The organism is Vibrio sp. H11 (genome assembly GCF_004804295.1).
In the GTDB taxonomy this organism is placed as follows: Bacteria; Pseudomonadota; Gammaproteobacteria; order Enterobacterales; family Vibrionaceae; genus Vibrio; species Vibrio ostreae.
In genome coordinates, this window is the sequence record NZ_SSHN01000013.1 from 1 (window position 1) to 19,222 (window position 19,222).

The 19,222-nt window shown below is 53.3% G+C and carries 16 protein-coding genes, 3 tRNA genes, 1 rRNA gene and 1 riboswitch; of the genes, 12 read left to right on the forward strand and 8 right to left on the reverse strand.

Annotated features, from left to right (window positions below; genetic code table 11):
* The 12 genes from rrf to thiH form a co-directional block, all read left to right on the forward strand.
* Positions 1 to 101 (forward strand): 5S ribosomal RNA (gene rrf, locus E6C74_RS17045); the annotation flags it as partial.
* A gap of 85 nt (positions 102 to 186) precedes the next feature.
* Positions 187 to 263 (forward strand) — tRNA-Asp (locus E6C74_RS17050).
* Between the two features lie 89 nt (positions 264 to 352).
* A tRNA-OTHER gene (locus tag E6C74_RS21010) sits at positions 353 to 438 on the forward strand.
* Positions 439 to 471: 33 nt separating this feature from the next.
* Positions 472 to 548, forward strand: a tRNA-Trp gene (locus E6C74_RS17055).
* A gap of 166 nt (positions 549 to 714) precedes the next feature.
* Positions 715 to 2,097 (forward strand): multicopper oxidase family protein, encoded by a 1,383-nt coding sequence (locus E6C74_RS17060; protein WP_136487256.1) that lies wholly within the window; start codon positions 715 to 717, stop codon positions 2,095 to 2,097.
* Positions 2,098 to 2,237: 140 nt separating this feature from the next.
* On the forward strand, positions 2,238 to 2,621 hold the full coding sequence (crcB, locus tag E6C74_RS17065; protein ID WP_136487257.1) for a fluoride efflux transporter CrcB: 384 nt from the start codon (positions 2,238 to 2,240) through the stop codon (positions 2,619 to 2,621).
* Positions 2,622 to 2,673: 52 nt separating this feature from the next.
* A riboswitch (TPP riboswitch) is annotated at positions 2,674 to 2,772 on the forward strand.
* A 108-nt stretch (positions 2,773 to 2,880) separates the two neighbouring features.
* Positions 2,881 to 4,830: a phosphomethylpyrimidine synthase ThiC gene (gene thiC, locus E6C74_RS17070; protein ID WP_136487258.1), complete on the forward strand. Its 1,950-nt coding sequence runs from the start codon at positions 2,881 to 2,883 to the stop codon at positions 4,828 to 4,830.
* A gap of 2 nt (positions 4,831 to 4,832) precedes the next feature.
* Positions 4,833 to 6,059, forward strand: a complete 1,227-nt coding sequence (locus E6C74_RS17075) for a thiamine phosphate synthase (RefSeq protein WP_136487259.1) — start codon at positions 4,833 to 4,835, stop codon at positions 6,057 to 6,059.
* Positions 6,049 to 6,807, forward strand: a complete 759-nt coding sequence (locus E6C74_RS17080; protein WP_136487260.1) for a HesA/MoeB/ThiF family protein — start codon at positions 6,049 to 6,051, stop codon at positions 6,805 to 6,807. The genes E6C74_RS17075 and E6C74_RS17080 overlap by 11 nt, the downstream gene beginning before the upstream one ends.
* 4 nt (positions 6,808 to 6,811) lie before the next feature.
* Positions 6,812 to 7,018 (forward strand): sulfur carrier protein ThiS, encoded by a 207-nt coding sequence (gene thiS, locus E6C74_RS17085; RefSeq protein WP_136487261.1) that lies wholly within the window; start codon positions 6,812 to 6,814, stop codon positions 7,016 to 7,018.
* Positions 7,019 to 7,023: 5 nt separating this feature from the next.
* Positions 7,024 to 7,848 carry a thiazole synthase gene (locus E6C74_RS17090; protein WP_136487262.1) on the forward strand — a complete coding sequence of 275 codons (825 nt, stop codon included), beginning with the start codon at positions 7,024 to 7,026 and terminating at the stop codon, positions 7,846 to 7,848.
* Positions 7,849 to 7,863: 15 nt separating this feature from the next.
* Entirely contained in the window at positions 7,864 to 8,976 is a 1,113-nt protein-coding gene (thiH, locus tag E6C74_RS17095; RefSeq protein WP_136487263.1) for a 2-iminoacetate synthase ThiH, read from the forward strand.
* A gap of 113 nt (positions 8,977 to 9,089) precedes the next feature.
* On the opposite strand, the gene choV is transcribed toward thiH, so the two are convergent.
* From choV to E6C74_RS17135, 8 genes are all read right to left on the reverse strand, one after another.
* Positions 9,090 to 10,274 (reverse strand): choline ABC transporter ATP-binding protein, encoded by a 1,185-nt coding sequence (gene choV / locus E6C74_RS17100; RefSeq protein WP_136487264.1) that lies wholly within the window; start codon positions 10,272 to 10,274, stop codon positions 9,090 to 9,092.
* A 2-nt stretch (positions 10,275 to 10,276) separates the two neighbouring features.
* The gene (gene choW / locus E6C74_RS17105; RefSeq protein WP_136487265.1) at positions 10,277 to 11,113 is read right to left on the reverse strand and encodes a choline ABC transporter permease subunit; all 837 of its coding nucleotides are present in this window, start codon (positions 11,111 to 11,113) and stop codon (positions 10,277 to 10,279) included.
* Between the two features lie 45 nt (positions 11,114 to 11,158).
* The gene (locus tag E6C74_RS17110; RefSeq protein WP_136487266.1) at positions 11,159 to 12,088 is read right to left on the reverse strand and encodes a choline ABC transporter substrate-binding protein; all 930 of its coding nucleotides are present in this window, start codon (positions 12,086 to 12,088) and stop codon (positions 11,159 to 11,161) included.
* Between the two features lie 10 nt (positions 12,089 to 12,098).
* Entirely contained in the window at positions 12,099 to 13,820 is a 1,722-nt protein-coding gene (gene betA, locus E6C74_RS17115) for a choline dehydrogenase (protein ID WP_136487267.1), read from the reverse strand.
* A gap of 9 nt (positions 13,821 to 13,829) precedes the next feature.
* Positions 13,830 to 15,290: a betaine-aldehyde dehydrogenase gene (gene betB / locus E6C74_RS17120; protein ID WP_136487268.1), complete on the reverse strand. Its 1,461-nt coding sequence runs from the start codon at positions 15,288 to 15,290 to the stop codon at positions 13,830 to 13,832.
* Positions 15,291 to 15,313: 23 nt separating this feature from the next.
* The gene (gene betI / locus E6C74_RS17125; RefSeq protein ID WP_136487269.1) at positions 15,314 to 15,916 is read right to left on the reverse strand and encodes a transcriptional regulator BetI; all 603 of its coding nucleotides are present in this window, start codon (positions 15,914 to 15,916) and stop codon (positions 15,314 to 15,316) included.
* A gap of 265 nt (positions 15,917 to 16,181) precedes the next feature.
* Positions 16,182 to 17,972 carry an aminopeptidase P family protein gene (locus E6C74_RS17130; protein ID WP_136487270.1) on the reverse strand — a complete coding sequence of 597 codons (1,791 nt, stop codon included), beginning with the start codon at positions 17,970 to 17,972 and terminating at the stop codon, positions 16,182 to 16,184.
* A 156-nt stretch (positions 17,973 to 18,128) separates the two neighbouring features.
* Positions 18,129 to 19,079 (reverse strand): LysR family transcriptional regulator, encoded by a 951-nt coding sequence (locus E6C74_RS17135; protein ID WP_136487271.1) that lies wholly within the window; start codon positions 19,077 to 19,079, stop codon positions 18,129 to 18,131.
* Between the last annotated feature and the right edge of the window lie 143 nt (positions 19,080 to 19,222).

Consider the following 19,222-nt stretch of genomic DNA (forward strand, 5'->3'; position numbering starts at 1 on the left):
GTTTTGGACCCACCTGACTCCATTCCGAACTCAGAAGTGAAACGAAACAGCGTCGATGGTAGTGTGGGGCCTCCCCATGTGAGAGTAGAACATCGCCAGGCTTTAATTACTTGCTTCAGATTGCTCCTTTTTTAAGGAATAGCCTGAAAGCAAAAACGAGAAAAGACTTAATAGTCTGACCAATGCGGAGCGGTAGTTCAGTTGGTTAGAATACCGGCCTGTCACGCCGGGGGTCGCGGGTTCGAGTCCCGTCCGCTCCGCCACTTATTCGAAACCCTAGCAGCAATGCTAGGGTTTTCTCAAATCTGGTGTTTCATAATCTGCCAGAGACAATTTGGGTACCTATTTCTAGGGGTGTAGCTCCAATTGGCAGAGCAGCGGATTCCCCTGATTTTGGGAATTGGCGCGTGTTGGGAGTTTGAATCTCTTCAAGACCCAAAGTATCCAGATACAATTTGATGACCTATTTCTAGGGGTGTAGCTCCAATTGGCAGAGCAGCGGATTCCAAATCCGCGTGTTGGGAGTTCGAATCTCTCCACCCCTGCCATATTAAGAAGCCTCAGCAGTAATGCTGGGGCTTTTTTACGTTTAGAAGCACAAATACTTATCCAATCTACTCCCCATATCTGGCATATTTCTGCGTCCTGTCATTTACATTTTGTGGCCAATCAGTTTTATTACCAATATCAAGGTTATATTTATCAGGAATGGTTATGGAACTCACTCGGCGCCGCTTGCTGCAATTCGGTTCGGCGATTGGAATTGGAGCGGCGTTGCCAGCATGCTCTTTGCTGCGTCTTAGTTCAGACGAAGACAGTTATGTGTATCACCTGACCGCACAACCCGCTACCGCTGAACTGGTTCCCGGTTATCAGACCGACGTCCTCGGTTTCAATGGTTCCATTCCGGCGCCGACGATTCGTTGTCGGCAGGGTAAAAAGGTGACCATCCATTTCACTAACAAACTGAACCAACCGACGACCATTCACTGGCATGGTTTGCGTATACCGATTGCGATGGATGGCGTCCCTTTCCTGAGTCAGGCTCCGATTATGCCGGGTGAGACTTTTACCTATGAGTTTACTCCGCCGGATGCGGGGACTTTCTGGTATCACCCGCATATGAACAGTGTCAATCAACTGGGTATGGGGCTAGTTGGTATGCTGGTTGTGGAAGAAGCGGATCCGGTTGTGTTTGATCAGGAGTTCTCCCTGATGCTGAAACACTGGCACATCGATAAGCAGGGGCAGTGGAAACAGCGTATGATTCCACGCTACAGTGCTCGTATGGGGACTCCTGGCGAGTGGGGTACGGTTAACGGGCAGCATAATCCCCAGTACCCGATTAAGCACAATGCAACCGTGCGAGCGCGTATCGCCAATGTTGACAACACCATCACCTATCCGATAGCGGTGCAAGGCGTCGATGCCTGGATCGTGGCGATTGACGGCAACCCGATTACTACCCCGTATTTACTCAAAGAACACAAGATGGGCCCGGGGATGCGCCTGGATATCGCCTTCATTGCACCAGCCGCCGGGCAGACGGTTTACATTCGCCAGATGAAAGGTAAATTTGCATTTCCGCTGTGTGAGTTTGTCAGTCAGGAATCCTGGCTGGCTGAGGAGAAATCGATTCCCCGTCTGCCATTAAATCCGATTCCTGAAGTGGACTTATATCGTGCCGAAGAGATCGATTTTGTCTTTGAGTGGGAGGGGGCGGTGACACCCGCAGATGAGTCCGGAAACGCGGTACCGGATTTCTGGTTGATCAATAAACGCGCCTGGGAAGGGATGAGTGCCGGTAATATTCCTAAGCCGCTTGCGACGCTGACGCGCGGTAAAAGCTATATTTTTAACCTGCGCAATGTTACTCAGTATCACCATCCGATTCACCTGCATGGTCATACCTTTACCGTGATTGAACTTAATGGTCAGCCTGTTAAAGAGCCGTTTCATACCGATACCGTGTTACTGGGCAAGAATGGTAGCGCCAAGGCGGCATTTGTGGCTGATAACCCGGGACGCTGGATGTATCACTGTCATGTGATAGAGCATATGCATACCGGGCTGATGGGCTATATTGAAGTGGTCTAGATGTGACTCCTGTAACTTTTTTAAAATCGGCTGTTTAATGTATCAGGCTACTGAAAAAGAAAACTATTTTTTCCTTTCTCCGCGCTGATCTTGAGCGATAAATCGTTACAATAGGTTACAAATTAGTACGGAGAGGTTACATGGGACAATTATCAATTTTGGGCCTGATAGCTTTAGGTGGGGCGATTGGTGCCTGCTCACGTTATCTGGTCTCAGAGTGGTGCATTACTTTATTCGGGCGCAGCTTTCCATACGGTACTCTGACCGTGAACATCGTAGGTTCTTTCATCATGGGATTATTGATTGCTGCGTTTGAAAATGAATGGCTGGCACCTTATCCGTGGCGTCAGGTGGTTGGGTTGGGATTTCTCGGTGCCTTGACTACTTTCTCGACCTTTTCAATGGATAACGTATTGATGATGCAACAGGGCGCTTTTGTGAAAATGGGCCTGAATGTATTGCTTAATGTCACGTTGAGTATTTCTGCTGCCTGGCTCGCTTACCAGTGGTTAGTTCGAGCCTGATTAAAAACTCGACATTAACACTTGGTTAACGCAACACGATTCTCTATAATCGATTCACTTGTCGGAGTGCCATAAGGCTGAGACCGTTTATTCGGGATCCGTTGAACCTGATCTGGTTAGTACCAGCGAAGGGAACAAGAGAAGACTTTCTCTGGCGATCTGTGGATCGTCATATCTTCAGTAACCAGATTTGTCTGCTTACCTCTTGTCGCAACTATCCGCCAAGCATTTATCCCTAAAATCCTAAAAGGAAAATGCTATGTCGTCGAATCGCAAACAAGCGAGACTGGAAGCTCAACAGTTTATTGAATCGCTTTCTGTTCAACCTTATCCCAATTCTCAAAAAACATACGTCACCGGCTCTCGTCCGGACATTCGCGTGCCGATGCGTGAAATTTCTCTGGCTGACAGTCTGATCGGTGGCAGCAAAGAGCAGCCGGTTTACGAGCCTAATGAGCCGGTGAGTGTCTACGATACTTCCGGTGTGTACACCGATCCCGAGCATACCATTGACCTTTATCAAGGGCTGCCAAAGCTACGTGCTGAATGGGTGGCGGAGCGCGACGATACCGAGCTGCTGGATGCGATGAGTTCCGAGTATGCCCGTGAGCGTCTGGCTGATGAAACACTAGATGAACTACGCTACGGCAATCTACCGCAGATTCGCCGCGCGAAAGCAGGTCAGTGCGTCACTCAACTGCATTATGCCCGTCAGGGAATGATTACCCCGGAAATGGAGTTTATCGCCATTCGGGAAAATATGGGCCGACGTCGTTACCAGGATGAGCAACTTAATCAGCAACATCCGGGGCAAAACTTCGGCGCAAATCTGCCACGGGAAATTACGGCAGAATTTGTGCGTCGTGAAGTGGCCGAAGGACGAGCCATTATCCCGAGTAATATCAACCATCCTGAATCTGAACCTATGATCATCGGCCGTAACTTCCTGGTCAAAGTCAACGCCAACATCGGTAACTCTTCGGTCAGCTCCTCGATTGAAGAAGAAGTTGAGAAACTGGTGTGGGCGACGCGCTGGGGTGGTGATACCGTGATGGATCTGTCGACCGGACGTAATATTCATGAAACACGCGAATGGATTCTGCGTAACAGCCCGGTGCCGATTGGTACCGTACCTATGTATCAGGCGCTGGAAAAGGTCAACGGTATTGCTGAAAACCTGACCTGGGAAGTGATGCGTGACACCTTACTTGAACAAGCAGAGCAGGGGGTGGATTACTTTACTATCCATGCCGGTTTGTTGCTGCGCTATGTGCCTATGACTGCCAAACGGGTCACTGGCATTGTTTCCCGCGGTGGATCGATTATCGCCAAATGGTGTCTGGCACACCATGAAGAGAACTTCCTTTATACTCATTTTCGAGAGATATGTGAGATCTGTGCCAAGTACGATGTGGCGTTGTCGCTGGGTGATGGCCTGCGTCCAGGATCGATCGCAGATGCTAATGATGAAGCTCAGTTTGCCGAGTTGCGTACTCTGGGTGAGCTGACTAAGGTGGCGTGGGAATACGATGTGCAGGTGATGATTGAAGGCCCGGGGCACGTTCCGATGCACATGATTAAAGCCAATATGGACGAGCAGCTGGAGCATTGTCATGAAGCGCCGTTCTACACCTTAGGCCCGCTAACTACGGATATTGCCCCGGGTTATGACCACATTACTTCCGGTATCGGTGCGGCGATGATTGGTTGGTTTGGTTGTGCGATGTTGTGCTACGTCACCCCCAAAGAGCACCTTGGCCTGCCGAATAAAGAGGATGTGAAGACTGGCCTGATTACCTACAAATTGGCCGCCCATGCTGCTGATTTGGCCAAAGGTCATCCTGGTGCGCAGATCCGTGATAATGCTCTGTCGAAGGCGCGTTTTGAGTTCCGCTGGGAAGACCAGTTTAACCTGGCGCTGGATCCGGTGACTGCCCGAGCTTTCCATGATGAAACCCTGCCGCAGGAGTCAGGTAAGGTTGCCCATTTCTGTTCGATGTGCGGTCCGAAATTCTGCTCGATGAAGATCTCCCAGGAGGTGCGCCGTACTTACGCTGATTACACGGCGTCGAGTAATGACGCGATGACAGTGACATTGCTGGATGATCCCCTGGAAGGGATGCGGCAGAAATCGCAGGAGTTTCTTAGCTCAGGTTCTCAGCTCTATCATCCGGCTGTGACCAGTCCAGAGAGCATGGCTGAGGAATAACCGTGAAATTACTGATCCCATCTCATTGTGTTGTGATGACGGGAGACGTGCAGCGGGTACTGTTACTTGCCAAACAACAAGGTTTGCATATCGATCACATTGAGTTGGGCGTTAGCCCAACTCAGCATTTCCACCTTGTTGCTGACACGACTCTTCGTTTATCAAGCAATCTGTTTGTATTAAATCACCTCTCGCTTGGCAGCGAGTCTGCTCCGGATCTTTGTATTGATTACATCGGCGCAGGCAGTCACTTGACCAGCTCATTATGTCCAGCAGTCGCTACGGTCGCTATCGGCGTAGCCGGTTGCAACGGGCTGGAAGATACCTGGTGGTATGGCGATGAACAGCGTCGGCTGATTCATCTGCGGGCATTAACCGCGCAGCAGCAACGACAACATCTGACCTGGCTGCTGAGTTTGCTCGCTCTTGATTTTGCCTTGGAGGATGCGTTGGTGCTGTCTCGGGCTGCACTCAATGTTTCACGTGAAACATGGCCGCGCGATTATCGCGATTTTCCCCAGCCGGAACCTCAGGCCATCTACCGTGGTGTTGCGCCGTTTGCGTTATTGGATAAAACATCGCTCGGGCTCTATCCGGTGGTGGATGACGTACGTTGGATTGCCACCTTGTTGCCGCTTGGCATCAAGACGATTCAGCTGCGCATCAAAGACCCCGCCCAAGCTGATCTGGAACAGCAGATTATCCAGGCGATAGCGTTGGGCCGCGAACATGGTGCCCAGGTGTTTATCAATGATTACTGGCAATTGGCACTTAAGCATGGTGCATTCGGTGTTCATCTCGGCCAGGAAGATCTGTTACTGGCCGATCTGGCGGCAATAGCAAAGGCCGGCATTCGCCTCGGACTCTCTACCCATGGCTATTTCGAGTTACTGCGTATCCATCAGCTGGCACCCAGCTATATCGCGTTGGGACATATTTTCCCGACCACGACTAAACAAATGCCATCCAAACCCCAGGGATTGGTGCGGCTGAAACGGTATCAAAGCTTGCTCGATAGTCTTCCTTATGGCGAGCATGTCGGAGTACCCAGCGTGGCGATTGGCGGTATTGATCGCAGCAACGCCGCTCAGGTTCTCGAGTGTGGGGTAAGCAGTATTGCTGTGGTCAGGGCAATTACCCAGGCTGAGGATGTCGGCCTGGCTGTTAGCCAACTGCAGCGGTTTCTTCCCGCGCCTGCGAGCGTGACGGAGGCCGGTGATGTTAAGTGATCAACAATTTATGCGCTATCAGCGTCAGGTTGCGTTACCGCAGATCGGTGAAGCGGGGCAGCAGCGTTTGCTCAACAGTCAGGTCCTGATTATTGGCTGTGGCGGATTGGGCAGCGCGGCGGCGCAGTTTCTCGCCGCCGCCGGGGTCGCAAGGCTGGTAATTGCCGACGATGATCAGGTCGCACTTTCCAATCTGCATCGTCAGCTGGCTTATCGCGTGCAGGATGTCGGCCAACCCAAAGTACGTGCTTTGGCGCGCAGTCTACAAGCACTCAATCCAGACTGTCAGGTACGTACGGTTGAGCGCTACATGGATGCCACCTTACTGAATCTGGAAGTGGGCTTAGCCGATGTGGTGCTCGACTGCAGCGACAATCTGCCGACACGTCACCAGGTTAACCGGGCTTGTCATCAGGCCGGAGTGTGTCTGATTTCAGGCTCGGCCATTGGCTGGGAGGGTCAGTTGATCCCGCTCGATTTTACTCAGCGTCCCCAGGGCTGCTATCAGTGTGTGGTACCCGAGCAGGAATCGGCGGCTGCGCTGCGCTGCTCCGACATGGGTGTGGCCGGCCCTGTGGTCGGCAGCATAGGTAACTTACAGGCTCTGCTCGCTGTGCAGAAATTAATTCAGCTTGAGGAGTTTCACAGTCACTACATGCAACGTTTCGATGCGCTGAGTATGCAGTGGCAAAAGTGGCAACTGATCGCCGATCCACACTGTTTACAGTGCGGGTGTGGCAAGGAATGAAGGTATGACTATCACCATCTTTATTAATCAGCAAGCACACCAGATTAAGGCGGCGACCAGTTTGCAGACACTGCAGCACGAACTGGGCCTACCGACACTAGGCTGTGTGTTTGCCATCAACCAACAAGTTATACCCAAAGGCTTATGGTCTGAGACGCTACTCAATCAGGGTGATCAGATCGCACTGTTTCAGGCCATCGCAGGAGGCTAATATTTATGTCTGTAACGAATTCTATATCTAAGCAATCCAAGCGCGAAATTTTAGCTGGCAATCCACCGCTGATTATCGCCAATCGCCAGTTCGATTCTCGCTTACTGACCGGAACCGGAAAGTTTTCTGATCGTAGCACTATGGCTAAAGCGATTGCTGTGAGTCAGTCTGAGCTGGTCACTATGGCACTCAAGCGGGTTGATCTCGAACAGCGTGATGACGACATTCTCGCACCGCTGATGGCCAGCGGGATGAACTTGTTGCCGAATACTTCCGGTGCCAAAACGGCGCAGGATGCGATCTATGCCGCACATCTGGCGCGCGAGGCGCTGGGTACTGAGTGGCTGAAACTGGAAATTCATCCCGATCCCAAGTATTTAATGCCGGACCCGATCGAAACTCTGAAGGCGGCCGAACAGTTGGTTAAAGACGGCTTTATTATCTTGCCTTACTGTCATGCCGACCCGGTGCTGTGCAAACGGTTAGAAGAGGTCGGTTGTGCGGCCGTCATGCCGCTGGGTGCGCCGATCGGGACCAATCAGGGACTAAGCTCAAAAACCTTCCTGGAGATTATCATCGACCAGGCGAACGTACCGGTCATTGTAGATGCCGGTATCGGTGCGCCATCGGATGCCGCGTTGGCGATGGAGATGGGCGCAGATGCGGTATTGGTCAATACCGCAATCGCCACGGCACGTGATCCGCTGGTGATGGCTAACGCGTTCCGGTTGGCAGTGGAAGCGGGCCGAATGGCTTATCTGTCTGGCCTGGCGACTCAGCAACAGAGCGCGTCTGCGTCGAGTCCGTTTACGGCATTCCTGGATAATTGAGCGGGATGATTGAGTATGAGTTTTATTGATCAATTTAACCAGCTCGGCTGGGATGATATTAAGTTGTCGGTGTATGCGAAAACCCGGCACGACGTAGAACGGGCACTGGCCAAAAGCAAACGCGATCTGGAAGATTTTAAAGCGCTGATTTCGCCTGCGGCGGAAGGGTATCTGGAACAGATGGCGCAGCTTTCTTACCAGGCGACCCGACGCCGTTTTGGCAATACGATGTCGTTCTACATTCCGCTCTATCTGTCCAACCTGTGTGCCAACGCATGTACTTATTGTGGCTTTTCGATGGAAAACCGCATTAAGCGTAAAACACTTAATGAGGAGGAAATCCGGGCTGAAATCGCCGCTATCAAGCAGATGAAATTTGATAGCGTATTGCTGGTGACTGGTGAGCATGAAACCAAAGTCGGCATGAACTACTTTCGGCATATGCTGCCGATCATTAAGCCGTCGTTTCACTATCTGGCGATGGAAGTGCAGCCACTGCAGCAGCAGGAGTATGCAGAACTCAAGACGTTGGGATTGGATGCCGTGATGGTTTATCAGGAGACGTATCATCCATCGACGTACGCCCAGCATCATCTGCGTGGTAACAAAATGGATTTCGAGTTTCGGCTTGAAACTCCAGATCGCCTGGCGCGAGCCGGGATAGATAAAATCGGTTTAGGTGCCCTGATTGGTTTAGAAGACTGGCGTACCGATTGCTTCTATGTTGCGGCCCACCTTGATTACCTGGAGCGGACTTACTGGCAGTCACGCTACTCGATTTCGTTTCCGCGCCTGCGGCCGTGTGAAGGGGCTTTGCAGCCTAAATCGGTGATGACGGACAAACAGTTGGTGCAGCTGATTTGCGCTTTTCGGTTGTTTAATTCTGAGGTTGAATTATCACTTTCCACCCGAGAAACGCCGGCCTTTCGCGATAATGTTGCACCGCTTGGCATAACCAGTTTGTCAGCGGCATCGAAAACCCAGCCCGGTGGCTATGCGGATCCGAAAGCGGAGCTGGAGCAGTTTGCTACCAGTGATGAACGTTCAGCGCTTATGGTAGAACAGGCGATGCAAGCGCGAGGTTTGCAGCCGGTCTGGCATGACTGGCATGCAGTCTATTCCGGTTAGCCTGAGGTTTGAATGACCCGGCTTATGTTTCACGTGAAACATACACAAATAAGGCGACCTCTGGTCGCCTTATTTGTGTGGCCGATGTGAGCAGTATTAGAATGAAGTCTTCATCAGGCAGCTTGTGCCTGGTGGTATTTACCCAGCAGAGCATGGTAAAAATCGTGATCGCTCAATGTACCGAGCAGACGATTTTCTTCCATCAGTAAAATCGGGTTACCAGTACGGTAGCGAATTTCAATCGCCTGACGCATATCAATGTCCGGGCTGGCCATGACCAATGTTTGTGGATTCAATGACTGCAGCGATAACTCAGCATGCCACTCAATCAGCTCAACCGGGCTATCGCCACACACAACCCATTGTTGTTGCTGTTTCTCAACCCACAGATCTGACTGCTGGCAGATTTGCCAGCGCCCATTGTCCTGAACCAGGCTGTCGCTGCTGTTCATCAGCGAACGGCCTTTGAGCACATTGAGCGGATTAGTGTGGGCGACAAAATCTTTCACGTATTGCGTTTCCGGCGTCAGGACTATCTGTTCCGGCTTGCCATACTGAATCAACTTGCCGGATTCCATAATCGCAATACGTGAGCCGATTTTCAGCGCTTCATCCAGATCATGACTGACGAAGATGATGGTCTTATTGAGCTGCTTTTGCAGCAGCAGCAATTCATCCTGCAGCTGGCTGCGGATCAGGGGATCGAGAGCCGAGAAAGGTTCGTCCATTAACAGAATGTCGCTGTCCATGGCGAAGGCGCGCGCCAGACCGACCCGTTGCTGCATACCACCGGACAGCTCATGAGGCAGTTTGTTTTCCCATTCGGCCAGGCCGACCATGGCCAGTTTTTCCCGTGCCTGGGCACGGCGTTGCTGTTTGCCGATGCCTTGCATTTCCAGGCCAAATGCCACGTTATCCAGCACGCTCAGCCACGGCATGAGGGCAAATTTCTGAAATACCATTGAGACTTTGTTGGTGCGCAGATGGCGCAGCGTATCGGCGTCGCACTGCGCCAGGTCGATACTTTGTTCACCATCCTGGATTTTCAGAGCGCCGCGCGTGACCGGATTGAGGCCGTTAACCGCGCGCAGCAGGCTGGATTTACCTGAGCCGGACAGACCCATCAGCACGCAGATTTCACCTTGTTGCACATCGAGTGTCACATTATCAACGCCGACCACCAGACCGGTCTGGTCGATGATCTCCTGGCGGCTTTTGCCCTGATCGAGCAGTTCCAGAGCCGGTGCTGTGTTTTGGCCAAACACCACGTCGAGATTTTCAATACTGATCGCTGGCATGATTATGCCTCCTTGCTGTTAGGTGCTTTACACAGACGGTCGAGAATAATAGCGACCAGGACAATCGCCAGACCGGCTTCAAACCCTTGGGAAATATTGACCGTATTGAGGGCACGAATAACGGGTTTGCCCAGGCCATCTGCGCCGACCAAGGCGGCAATAACTACCATCGACAGTGACAACATAATGCATTGGGTAATGCCGGCCATGATGCTCGGCAGGGCGGCCGGTAGTTCCACTTTGAACAGCAGTTTCATCCGGCTGGCTCCGAAAGCTTTACCGGCCTCGATCAGTTCTTCCGGCACTTTAGTGACGCCAAGATAGGTGAGGCGGATTGGAGCGGCTATGGCGAAAATGATGGTGGAAATCAGTCCGGGCACAATGCCCAGTCCGAACAGAACCAGAGTCGGGATCAGATAAACGAATGTAGGTACCGTCTGCATCAGATCCAGAATCGGGCGCAGTACGGTATACAGCCATGGTCGGTGCGCAGCCATGATGCCAAGCGGAACGCCGAGCAGAACCGAAATCGTAGTGGCGGCAAAGACCAGTACAAAGGTTTCCAGCATCTCCTGCCAGTAGCCCAGGTTAAGGATCAGCAGCAGCGCGGCAATAATAAACACCACCAGGGAAAGGCTGCGGTGCAGCCACCAGGCCAGTGCTGCGGTGATAATGATAGGGACCGCTGGCGGGAACCATTTGAAGACATCGACTAACACCATGATGATGTTTTCCAGTACGAAAGAGATGGTATCGAATACGCCCGAAGCATGCAGAGTCAGCCAGTCCACACCGGCTTCCATCCAGTGGCCCAACGGAATTTTGTGATCGCTAATCATAGTGTGCAGTTCCTTATAGCGGGTGGCTTGTGCCACCCGGCGGGGTTATACGTCAGAGTTGAGATAATCAGTTACGGCTTTCTCCGCAGGCTTGCCATCACGCGTGGTGACATCTTTCAGCCACGGGGTCAGCACGTCAGGATGCTGACGCAACCAATCTTTGGCGGCTTGTTCCGGGCGCTGGCCCTGATTGAGGATGGCTTCCATCAGGCTGTTTTCCATCTCAAGACTGAACTGCAGATTACTGAGCAACTGGCCGACATTCGGGCACTGTTGGGTATAGTCATGGCGCACGTTGGTGTAGACGTTGGCACCGCCATAATTAGGGCCGAAGTAGTCATCACCGCCGCTGAGGTATTCCATCTCAACATTGCTGTTCATCGGGTGCGGCGCCCAGCCGAGGAAAGCTATCCATTGCTGGCGGCGTACCGCCCGTTTGACCTGCGAGACCATGCCGGCTTCGCTCGACTCCACCAGATCAAATTGCTTGAGGTCGAACGCATTGTTGTCAATCATTGACTGGATCAGGCGGTTACCATCGTTGCCCGGCTCGATGCCGTAGATGCGGTGTTTAAACTGATCGGCATGCTTGGCAAGATCGGCAAATGACTTAACCCCGGCGTCATACACGTACTTAGGTACGGCCAGGGTGTACTTGGCACCTTCGAGATTGGCACGGATGGTTTGTACGCTGCCGTTGTCACGGTACTTGGCAATATCGCCTTCCATGGTTGGCATCCAGTTACCGAGAAAGACATCGATGTCGCCGTTGGCCATGGAAGAATAGGTCACCGGTACCGACAACAGATCGGTCTTGGTCTGATAGCCCAGGCCGTGCAGCAGCTCAGTGGTCACGGCTGTCGTTGAGGTGATATCGGTCCAGCCGACATCGGCAAAACGAACGGTGTCGCAGCTGTTGGCATAGGCGTTGATTGACAGCAGTGTGGCTGCTGAGAAGGTCATGACTTTACGCATTGAACTGTCCTTATTTTATCATTAATTCCACACCGGACTGCGTGTCTAGCGCACGCTGCGGTGGTGTTTCTCTTTGTTGGGTCTGCCAGTGCGCAGCGATCCACACCGGCTCTGGTTCGGCAGGAAGCGGCGCAGTCCCGAGTAGCATGTCGGCAGCGCGCTCGGCGACCATAATGGTTGGCGCATTGAGGTTACCGTTAGGAATGGTCGGGAACACGGAGGAGTCGACCACCCGCAAGCCGGCAATGCCGCGTACCCGGCACGCTTCATCCAGCACCGCCATTGCATCATCGGCTGCCCCCATTTTGCAGCTGCATGACGGGTGGTAAGCACTCTCGACATTCTGTTTTACCCAGGCATCGATTTCGGCATCAGTGCTGATGGTGTTGCCTGGCTGGATTTCAGCGCCGCGATACTCATCCAGCGCTTGCTGGGCGAGGATTTCACGCGTGAGGCGGATACAGTCACGCCAGTCCTGGATATCTTGCTGTTCAGACAGATAACGGAACAGAATGGCCGGTTTATCGGCCGGATCGGCGGAGCGAATCCACACCCGGCCGCGACTGAGTGGCTTATTCGGGCCGACATGGACCTGAAAGCCGTGACCGTCGAAGGCGGTGCGACCGTCATACCGCATGGCGGCTGGTAAAAAGTGGTATTGCAGATTGGGCCATTTCAGTCCGGCCCGCGAGCGGATAAAGGCGCATGACTCGAAATGATTGGTGGCACCCAGGCCTTGCCTGGTCAGCAGCCACTGCGCCCCGATCATGCCTTTACTGACCAGGCCCAGTTTGCTGTTAAGGGTGATCGGCTGCTGACAGCGATACTGGAAATAGATTTCCAGGTGATCCTGCAGGTTTTCACCCACTCCGGGTAATTCATGTTCCACTTTGACACCGGCATTTTCCAGTACGTCACGCGGGCCGATACCAGACAGCTGCAACAGCTGTGGTGAGCCGATGGAGCCAGCGCACGACACGACTTCCTGTGTTGCTGTGGCGGTTTCAATCCGGCCATTACGTTCAAACTCGACTCCGACCGCACATTTGTTTTTCAGCAGGATTTTACGCGTCAGTACTCCTTTGAGCAGAGTCAGGTTAGGACGCTTGAGCGCACGGCGCAGATAGGCGTTGGAGGTTGAGGCGCGTACGCCGTTATCCACCGTCATATGCATGGCGCCAAAGCCTTCCTGCTGGTAGCCGTTGTAATCTTTGGTGTACGGATAACCGGCTTGCTGCCCGGCATCGATGAAAGCCTGGTAGAGCGGGTTGAGTTCCATATCGTTGCCGTTACAGGTCGCCAGCGGGCCGTCACCGCCGCGGTACTCATCAGCGCCGCCGCTCCAGGTTTCTGCCTTCTTAAAATAAGGCAGGCAGGAGGCGTAATCCCAACCGGTCGCTCCCTGCTGTTGCCATTCATCAAAGTCACAGGCGTGACCACGGACATACACCATGCCGTTGATCGATGAACTGCCACCCAGCACTTTTCCGCGCGGGCAGTGCAGGGTCCGTCCGTCCAGACCAGGTTCGGGCAGGGATTCAAACTGCCAGGCATATTTGGCACTGTTCATCGGGTATGAGAGTGCTGTCGGCATCTGGATGAAGACACTTTTGTCGCCTCCGCCGGCCTCAAGCAGCAATACGGAATGTTCCCCGCTGGCGCTGAGGCGATCGGCCAGTACGCAGCCTGCCGACCCGGCGCCGATAATGATGTAATCAAATGTCTGGGTCATAACTGCTCCTCAGGCGTACGGGCCGGCAAAATCGTCCAGTTCAATCAGGACGCTTTTGGTCTGGGTGTAGTGGCTCAGGGTTTCCATACCGTTCTCGCGTCCGACACCGGACTGTTTGTAACCGCCGACCGGCATGGGGGCCGGAGAGTCACCCCAGGTGTTAACCCAGCAGATACCGGCTTGCAGCTGGTGGATCACGCGGTGCGCGCGTGACAGGTTCTGGGTGAATACGCCGGCGGCCAGGCCATAGTGGGTGTGATTGGCGCGGCGGATCACTTCCTGTTCATCACTGAACTTGAGTACCGCCATCACAGGGCCAAAGATTTCCTGCTGCACGAACGCCATATCGTCGCTGCAGTCGGTAAACACAGTGGGAGCGACGAAGTTACCATTGGCCAGACCGTTATCGGTGACCTGATAGCCGCCGGTCAGCAAGGTGGCGCCGCTGGTTTTGGCGCTTTGGATTGCGTCCAGAACCTTGTGCATATGATCGCGCGAGATCAATGCACCGATTTGAGTGCGCGGATCCTGCGGATCGCCGACGATCAGTTTTTCGCTGCGGATTTTGAGCTGATCAATGAAATCGTCGTACAGACTTTCATGGACAAAAACCCGGGTTCCGTTAGTACACACTTCGCCCTGAGTGTAGAAGTTTGCAACCATGGCCGCTGATACTGCCTGGTCGAGCTTGGCATCTTCGAACACCAGCAGTGGCGATTTACCACCCAGCTCCATGGTGACCGATTTGAGGCTGCGCGCACTGTCTGCCATGACCGCCTTACCTGTACCGGTTTCACCGGTAAAGGACACCTTGGCGATCGCCGGGTGGGCGGTCAGCATCTGGCCGACACGACCGTCCCCCTGAACGACGTTAAATACCCCGTCCGGCAGGCCAGCTTCGCTGAAAATCTGTGCCAGCTTCAGCGCTGTCAGCGGTGTTTCTTCCGAAGGCTTGAAGATCATCGCATTGCCTGCTGCCAGCGCAGGGGCCGCTTTCCACATTGCAATTTGAATCGGGTAGTTCCAGGCACCGATACCGGCACAGATACCGAGTGGCTCTTTGCGGGTGTAAAAAAACTGATTGGCGCTGAGTGGTTGCTGTTCACCCTGCAGAGCGGGTGCCAGACCCGCAAAATATTCAATCACATCGGCACCAGTGGCGATGTCGACACAGTCTGCTTCCTGAATCGGCTTACCGGTATCGAGCACTTCCAGTTGCGCCAGTTCATCGTTACGCTCGCGCAGTATACGCACTGCGTTGAGCAGGATTCGGCTGCGTTCCACCGCGCTCATCGCCGACCAGACAGCAAATCCGGCCTGGGCGGATTCGATTGCCTGTTGCACGTCCTGCTCGCTGGCGAGTCCCAAAACAGCCAGTGGCTGACCCGTTGCCGGGTTATATGAGGTAAAGGTTTCCCCGGACGACGCGCGTTGCAGCGAGCCGCCTATATAAAGTGATGCTTGTTCCATGTGAAGACCTTGTGGTTAAAGACCTAACTTGTCATCGGTGCGTATTGCGCCAGTTGTATGTCTAGGTAATCGTTAATTAACAGTCGGGCTTGCTCGGCATTGATCCCGGCAGGGTTCAGTGCGCCGCGCAGCCAGATTCCATCAATCAGAGCGGCGATGCCGTGGGCCACCTGGTTAGCGCGGTGGCGGGGCAGAAGAGAATTCAATTCAATTTTAAGATGTGAGAGCAGACGCTTTTCGTTGACACGTTGTAAACGATGTAATTGTTCGTCATGCATCGAATAGGTCCAGAAGGCGAGCCAGGTTTTCACGACCTGACTTTCGGCCTGAAAGCCTAAGAAGTTGGCATTGACGATGGCATTGATACGCGCCTGATGATCATTTTTCGGCAGTTTGGCCAGTGCCTGAGTTACGGTAATCGAATGTTGGCGCAATATGGCGCGCATGGTTTCTTCCAGCAGGCCATGTTTGCCACCAAAGTAGTGATTGATGATCCCGGTTGAGACGCCGGCCTCGCGGCTGATCAGTGCGATGCTGGCCGCATGTAATCCCACTCGCTCGATGACTGCCATCGTGGCCTGAACCAACTGTGGCTTGCGTATGTCTGGCATTCCTACCTTGGGCATCTGCACTCCTTATCATTTTTAATTGAACGATTAGTTAAATATAACTTAGCCAAAAAATAATTAGATCTCAAATCAAATTGTTGAGTATTTAGTGTTCTATATGGTGTGGGTTTATATTTTATTTAAATAAAAACAATTGCTTAACTAGTAAATATTTTTTTGATTCGAGGTGGAAAGTTTTGAATCGTATACAAGTGACAAAAAGTGACAGGCAAAAAAATCCCCGAGCGGCAAGGCTCAGGGATGAACAGTCGGATGGGACGGGTTATGGATGCTGCAGTGGCTGGGTGGCCTGTTGCAGCCAGGCTTTCACCTCTCCGTCGACTAACGGACTGACTTCCTGCCACACCGTTTGATGATAGTGGTTGAGCCATGTCAGCTCAGGCTTGGTCAGCATGTTGATGTTAATCGCGCGCACATCGATCGGGCAGCGGGTCAGCGACTGAAAACCGAGGACGGAAAAATCACCCTGAGTGGCAAATTCGCTGACCAGCTCGAGGTTTTCTATCCGGATACCAAAACCGTCAGCTCGGTAGTAACCCGGCTCGTTCGACACCACCATACCGGGGCGCAGTGCGACCGGGTTATGGACTTTGCTGATGCGCTGTGGCCCCTCGTGGACACTGAGGAAATGGCCGACACCGTGGCCGGTGCCGTGATCATAATCGTAACCGTGCGCCCACAGGTGCTGACGCGCCAGCGCATCGAGCTGGTGGCCGCAGGTCCCTTGCGGGAAGCGTGCTGTCGCCAGAGCAATGTGGCCTTTCAGGACTAGGGTGAACTGCTGTTTCATCTCGTCACTGACTTCGCCGATGGCGATGGTACGGGTGATGTCTGTGGTGCCGTCACTGTACTGGCCGCCTGAATCGACCAGATAGAGGCTGTTCATGCTCAGCTGACCCGGCTGTGGCTGGTTGATGTGATTGTAGTGACACATGGCGGCATTACTGCCAGCCGCGGAGATGGTATCAAAACTCAAATCGGCCAGGCTCGGATCGAGTTCGCGCAAGGCTTGCAGTTTATCGGCCAGTGCCGCTTCATCATGCAGACGTCCGGCGGCGACTTCGCTGTCGAGCCAGGCGAGAAATTTCGCCATCGCCGCGCCATCCCGGATATGGCACGCTTTCATACCGGCCACTTCCGTGGCGTTCTTGGCCGCTTTAGGCAGCAGACAAGGGTCGGCGTCACTGACTAGCTCAGCACCCGCGTTTTGCAGGGTGAGGGTAAACCAGGCATTGCTGGTGGCGGGATCCACCAACACGCGGCGTCCGCTCAGGGCTGCGAGCTGCTCGGGCAGAGCTTCAGGTGGATGGACACGAACCCCCGGACCGACGTGTTCGGCAAAACCTTGTGCCAGACGAGCCGGGTCGAGGAAGAAATCAACGCTGGCATCAGCATGGATGATGGCGTGTGACAGCAGAACCGGCAGGCGGGACACGTCCAGGCCACGAATATTCAGCAACCAGCAGATGGAATCAAGTTCGGTTAAAATGGCGCTATCTACAGTCTTTTTGCGCAGAATTTCGGCGATTGTGTGGCGTTTTTCGCTGCTGGATGTGCCGACCAGTTCGTTGCCCATCAGGCGCATCGCAGAGACCAGAGGCTGCGGACGGTCATGCCACAGCTGATCAATCGCGTTGTGGTCATTGGCAATAAGCTGCAGTTCGCTGCCCAGTGTGGTTTGTGCCGCTGTCAGCCAGCTGGCGCGGTGCATACGCGGGTCATAACCGATTTTACTGCCTGTCGGCAGGCTCTGTTTCAGCCAGGCCAGGTAGGGCTCTTCAATCAGGTGACGGTATTCAAACCACTGCGCCGGAACCTGTTTGCGTACCTGAACGGTGTAGCGGCCATCGACGAAAATCGCCGCTTTGTCCCGGGTGATCACGGCGGCACCTGCCGAGCCGGTAAAACCGGTCAGCCAGTGCAGGCGTTCATTGTGGGCCGGCACATATTCGCCGAGGTATTCATCTTCGTGAGGGACGATCAGAGCGTCCAGACCCTGCTGGGTCAGCCAGTCACGCAGGGCGGTGACGCGTTGGGAAATAGAATCGGGCATCTGTGATTATCCTTATTAACATCCTTACTTATGGTGCATGGATTGCACGTCCGGGACGGAGCGAAATAAGCTACTCCTTTTATTATGGCTGTGCAAATGTACGCCATGCGGGGTGTTGAATGATTTATCAGCCGGGTGACTGACTTTTCTAGCGCTTTACTGACTTTGGCGCAGGTGCAACGTTTTGCTGTAAATGATCTGGCGCAGCCAGCTCAGCGCCGGGTCGTTATCACGGTCGCGGTGCCAGAATAAAGTATACGCCATCGGCGGGAATTCGAGCGGCAGGGGCAGTACGGCCAGCCCCATCTGCTGTGCCACCAACTGGGTAAAATGGCTTGGCGCAGTGAAGACAAAGTCGGTGTAGGTGCACAGACTGGCGGCGCTGTTAAAGTCCGGCACAGTTATGGCAATGTCACGTTCCAGCCCCTGATCGGCGAGGCGGTAGTCGAGCAGCCAGCGATCATTGCCGTCACAGCGCACCTGAACATGACGCAGCGCCAGATATTGCTGCAGATTCCACGGCTGCTGCAGCACCGGATGGTCACGGCGTACCACACACATCTGGCTGTCGCGATAAATTTCCTGCTCGCAGATATCGCTCGGCGGCAACATGGTCAGACGGGCATCATTAATATCGATGTCTTTGCCGGTCAGGCCCAAATCCAGCTCACCCAGTTGCAGTTTTTTAAAGGTCTGCTCGCTCCAGGTGTGAGTACTGATGTTGATGTTCGGTCCCTGATTGAAAATGGCCGGTAAAAAGTGGGGCAGAATCAGTGAGTAGACACTCTCTACGGCGGCAATGTGAAAGCGGTATTCGCTCGATTTAGGGCAGAACTGCTCCGGCTGGGTGATCAGTTCGAGCTGATTAACCAGAATATCCAGCTTGGGCTGCAGAAACACCACTTTTGGTGTCGGTTTGAGACCGTGTGAGGTGCGTACGAAAAGAGGGTCGTTGAACTGCTCGCGCAGTTTAGCCAGTGATTTGCTGACCGCTGACTGGCTCAGGCATAACCGATGGGCAGCTCGGGTGACATTGAGTTCTTCACTGAGCACTTTCAGGCACACCAGCAGGTTGAGATCGATGCGGGCTAGCTTTTCAATCTTCATCTGATTTTCCTAAATGGAATAATAGGGATGATTATAAGCCATTTTTACTCATATCATGCCTGGTTTATAGTCCACGGCGAGATCTTAATCACTGAAGTTGGAGTAAACGTGAGCGTGACGCAATCTGTTGGTCCCGGCAAACT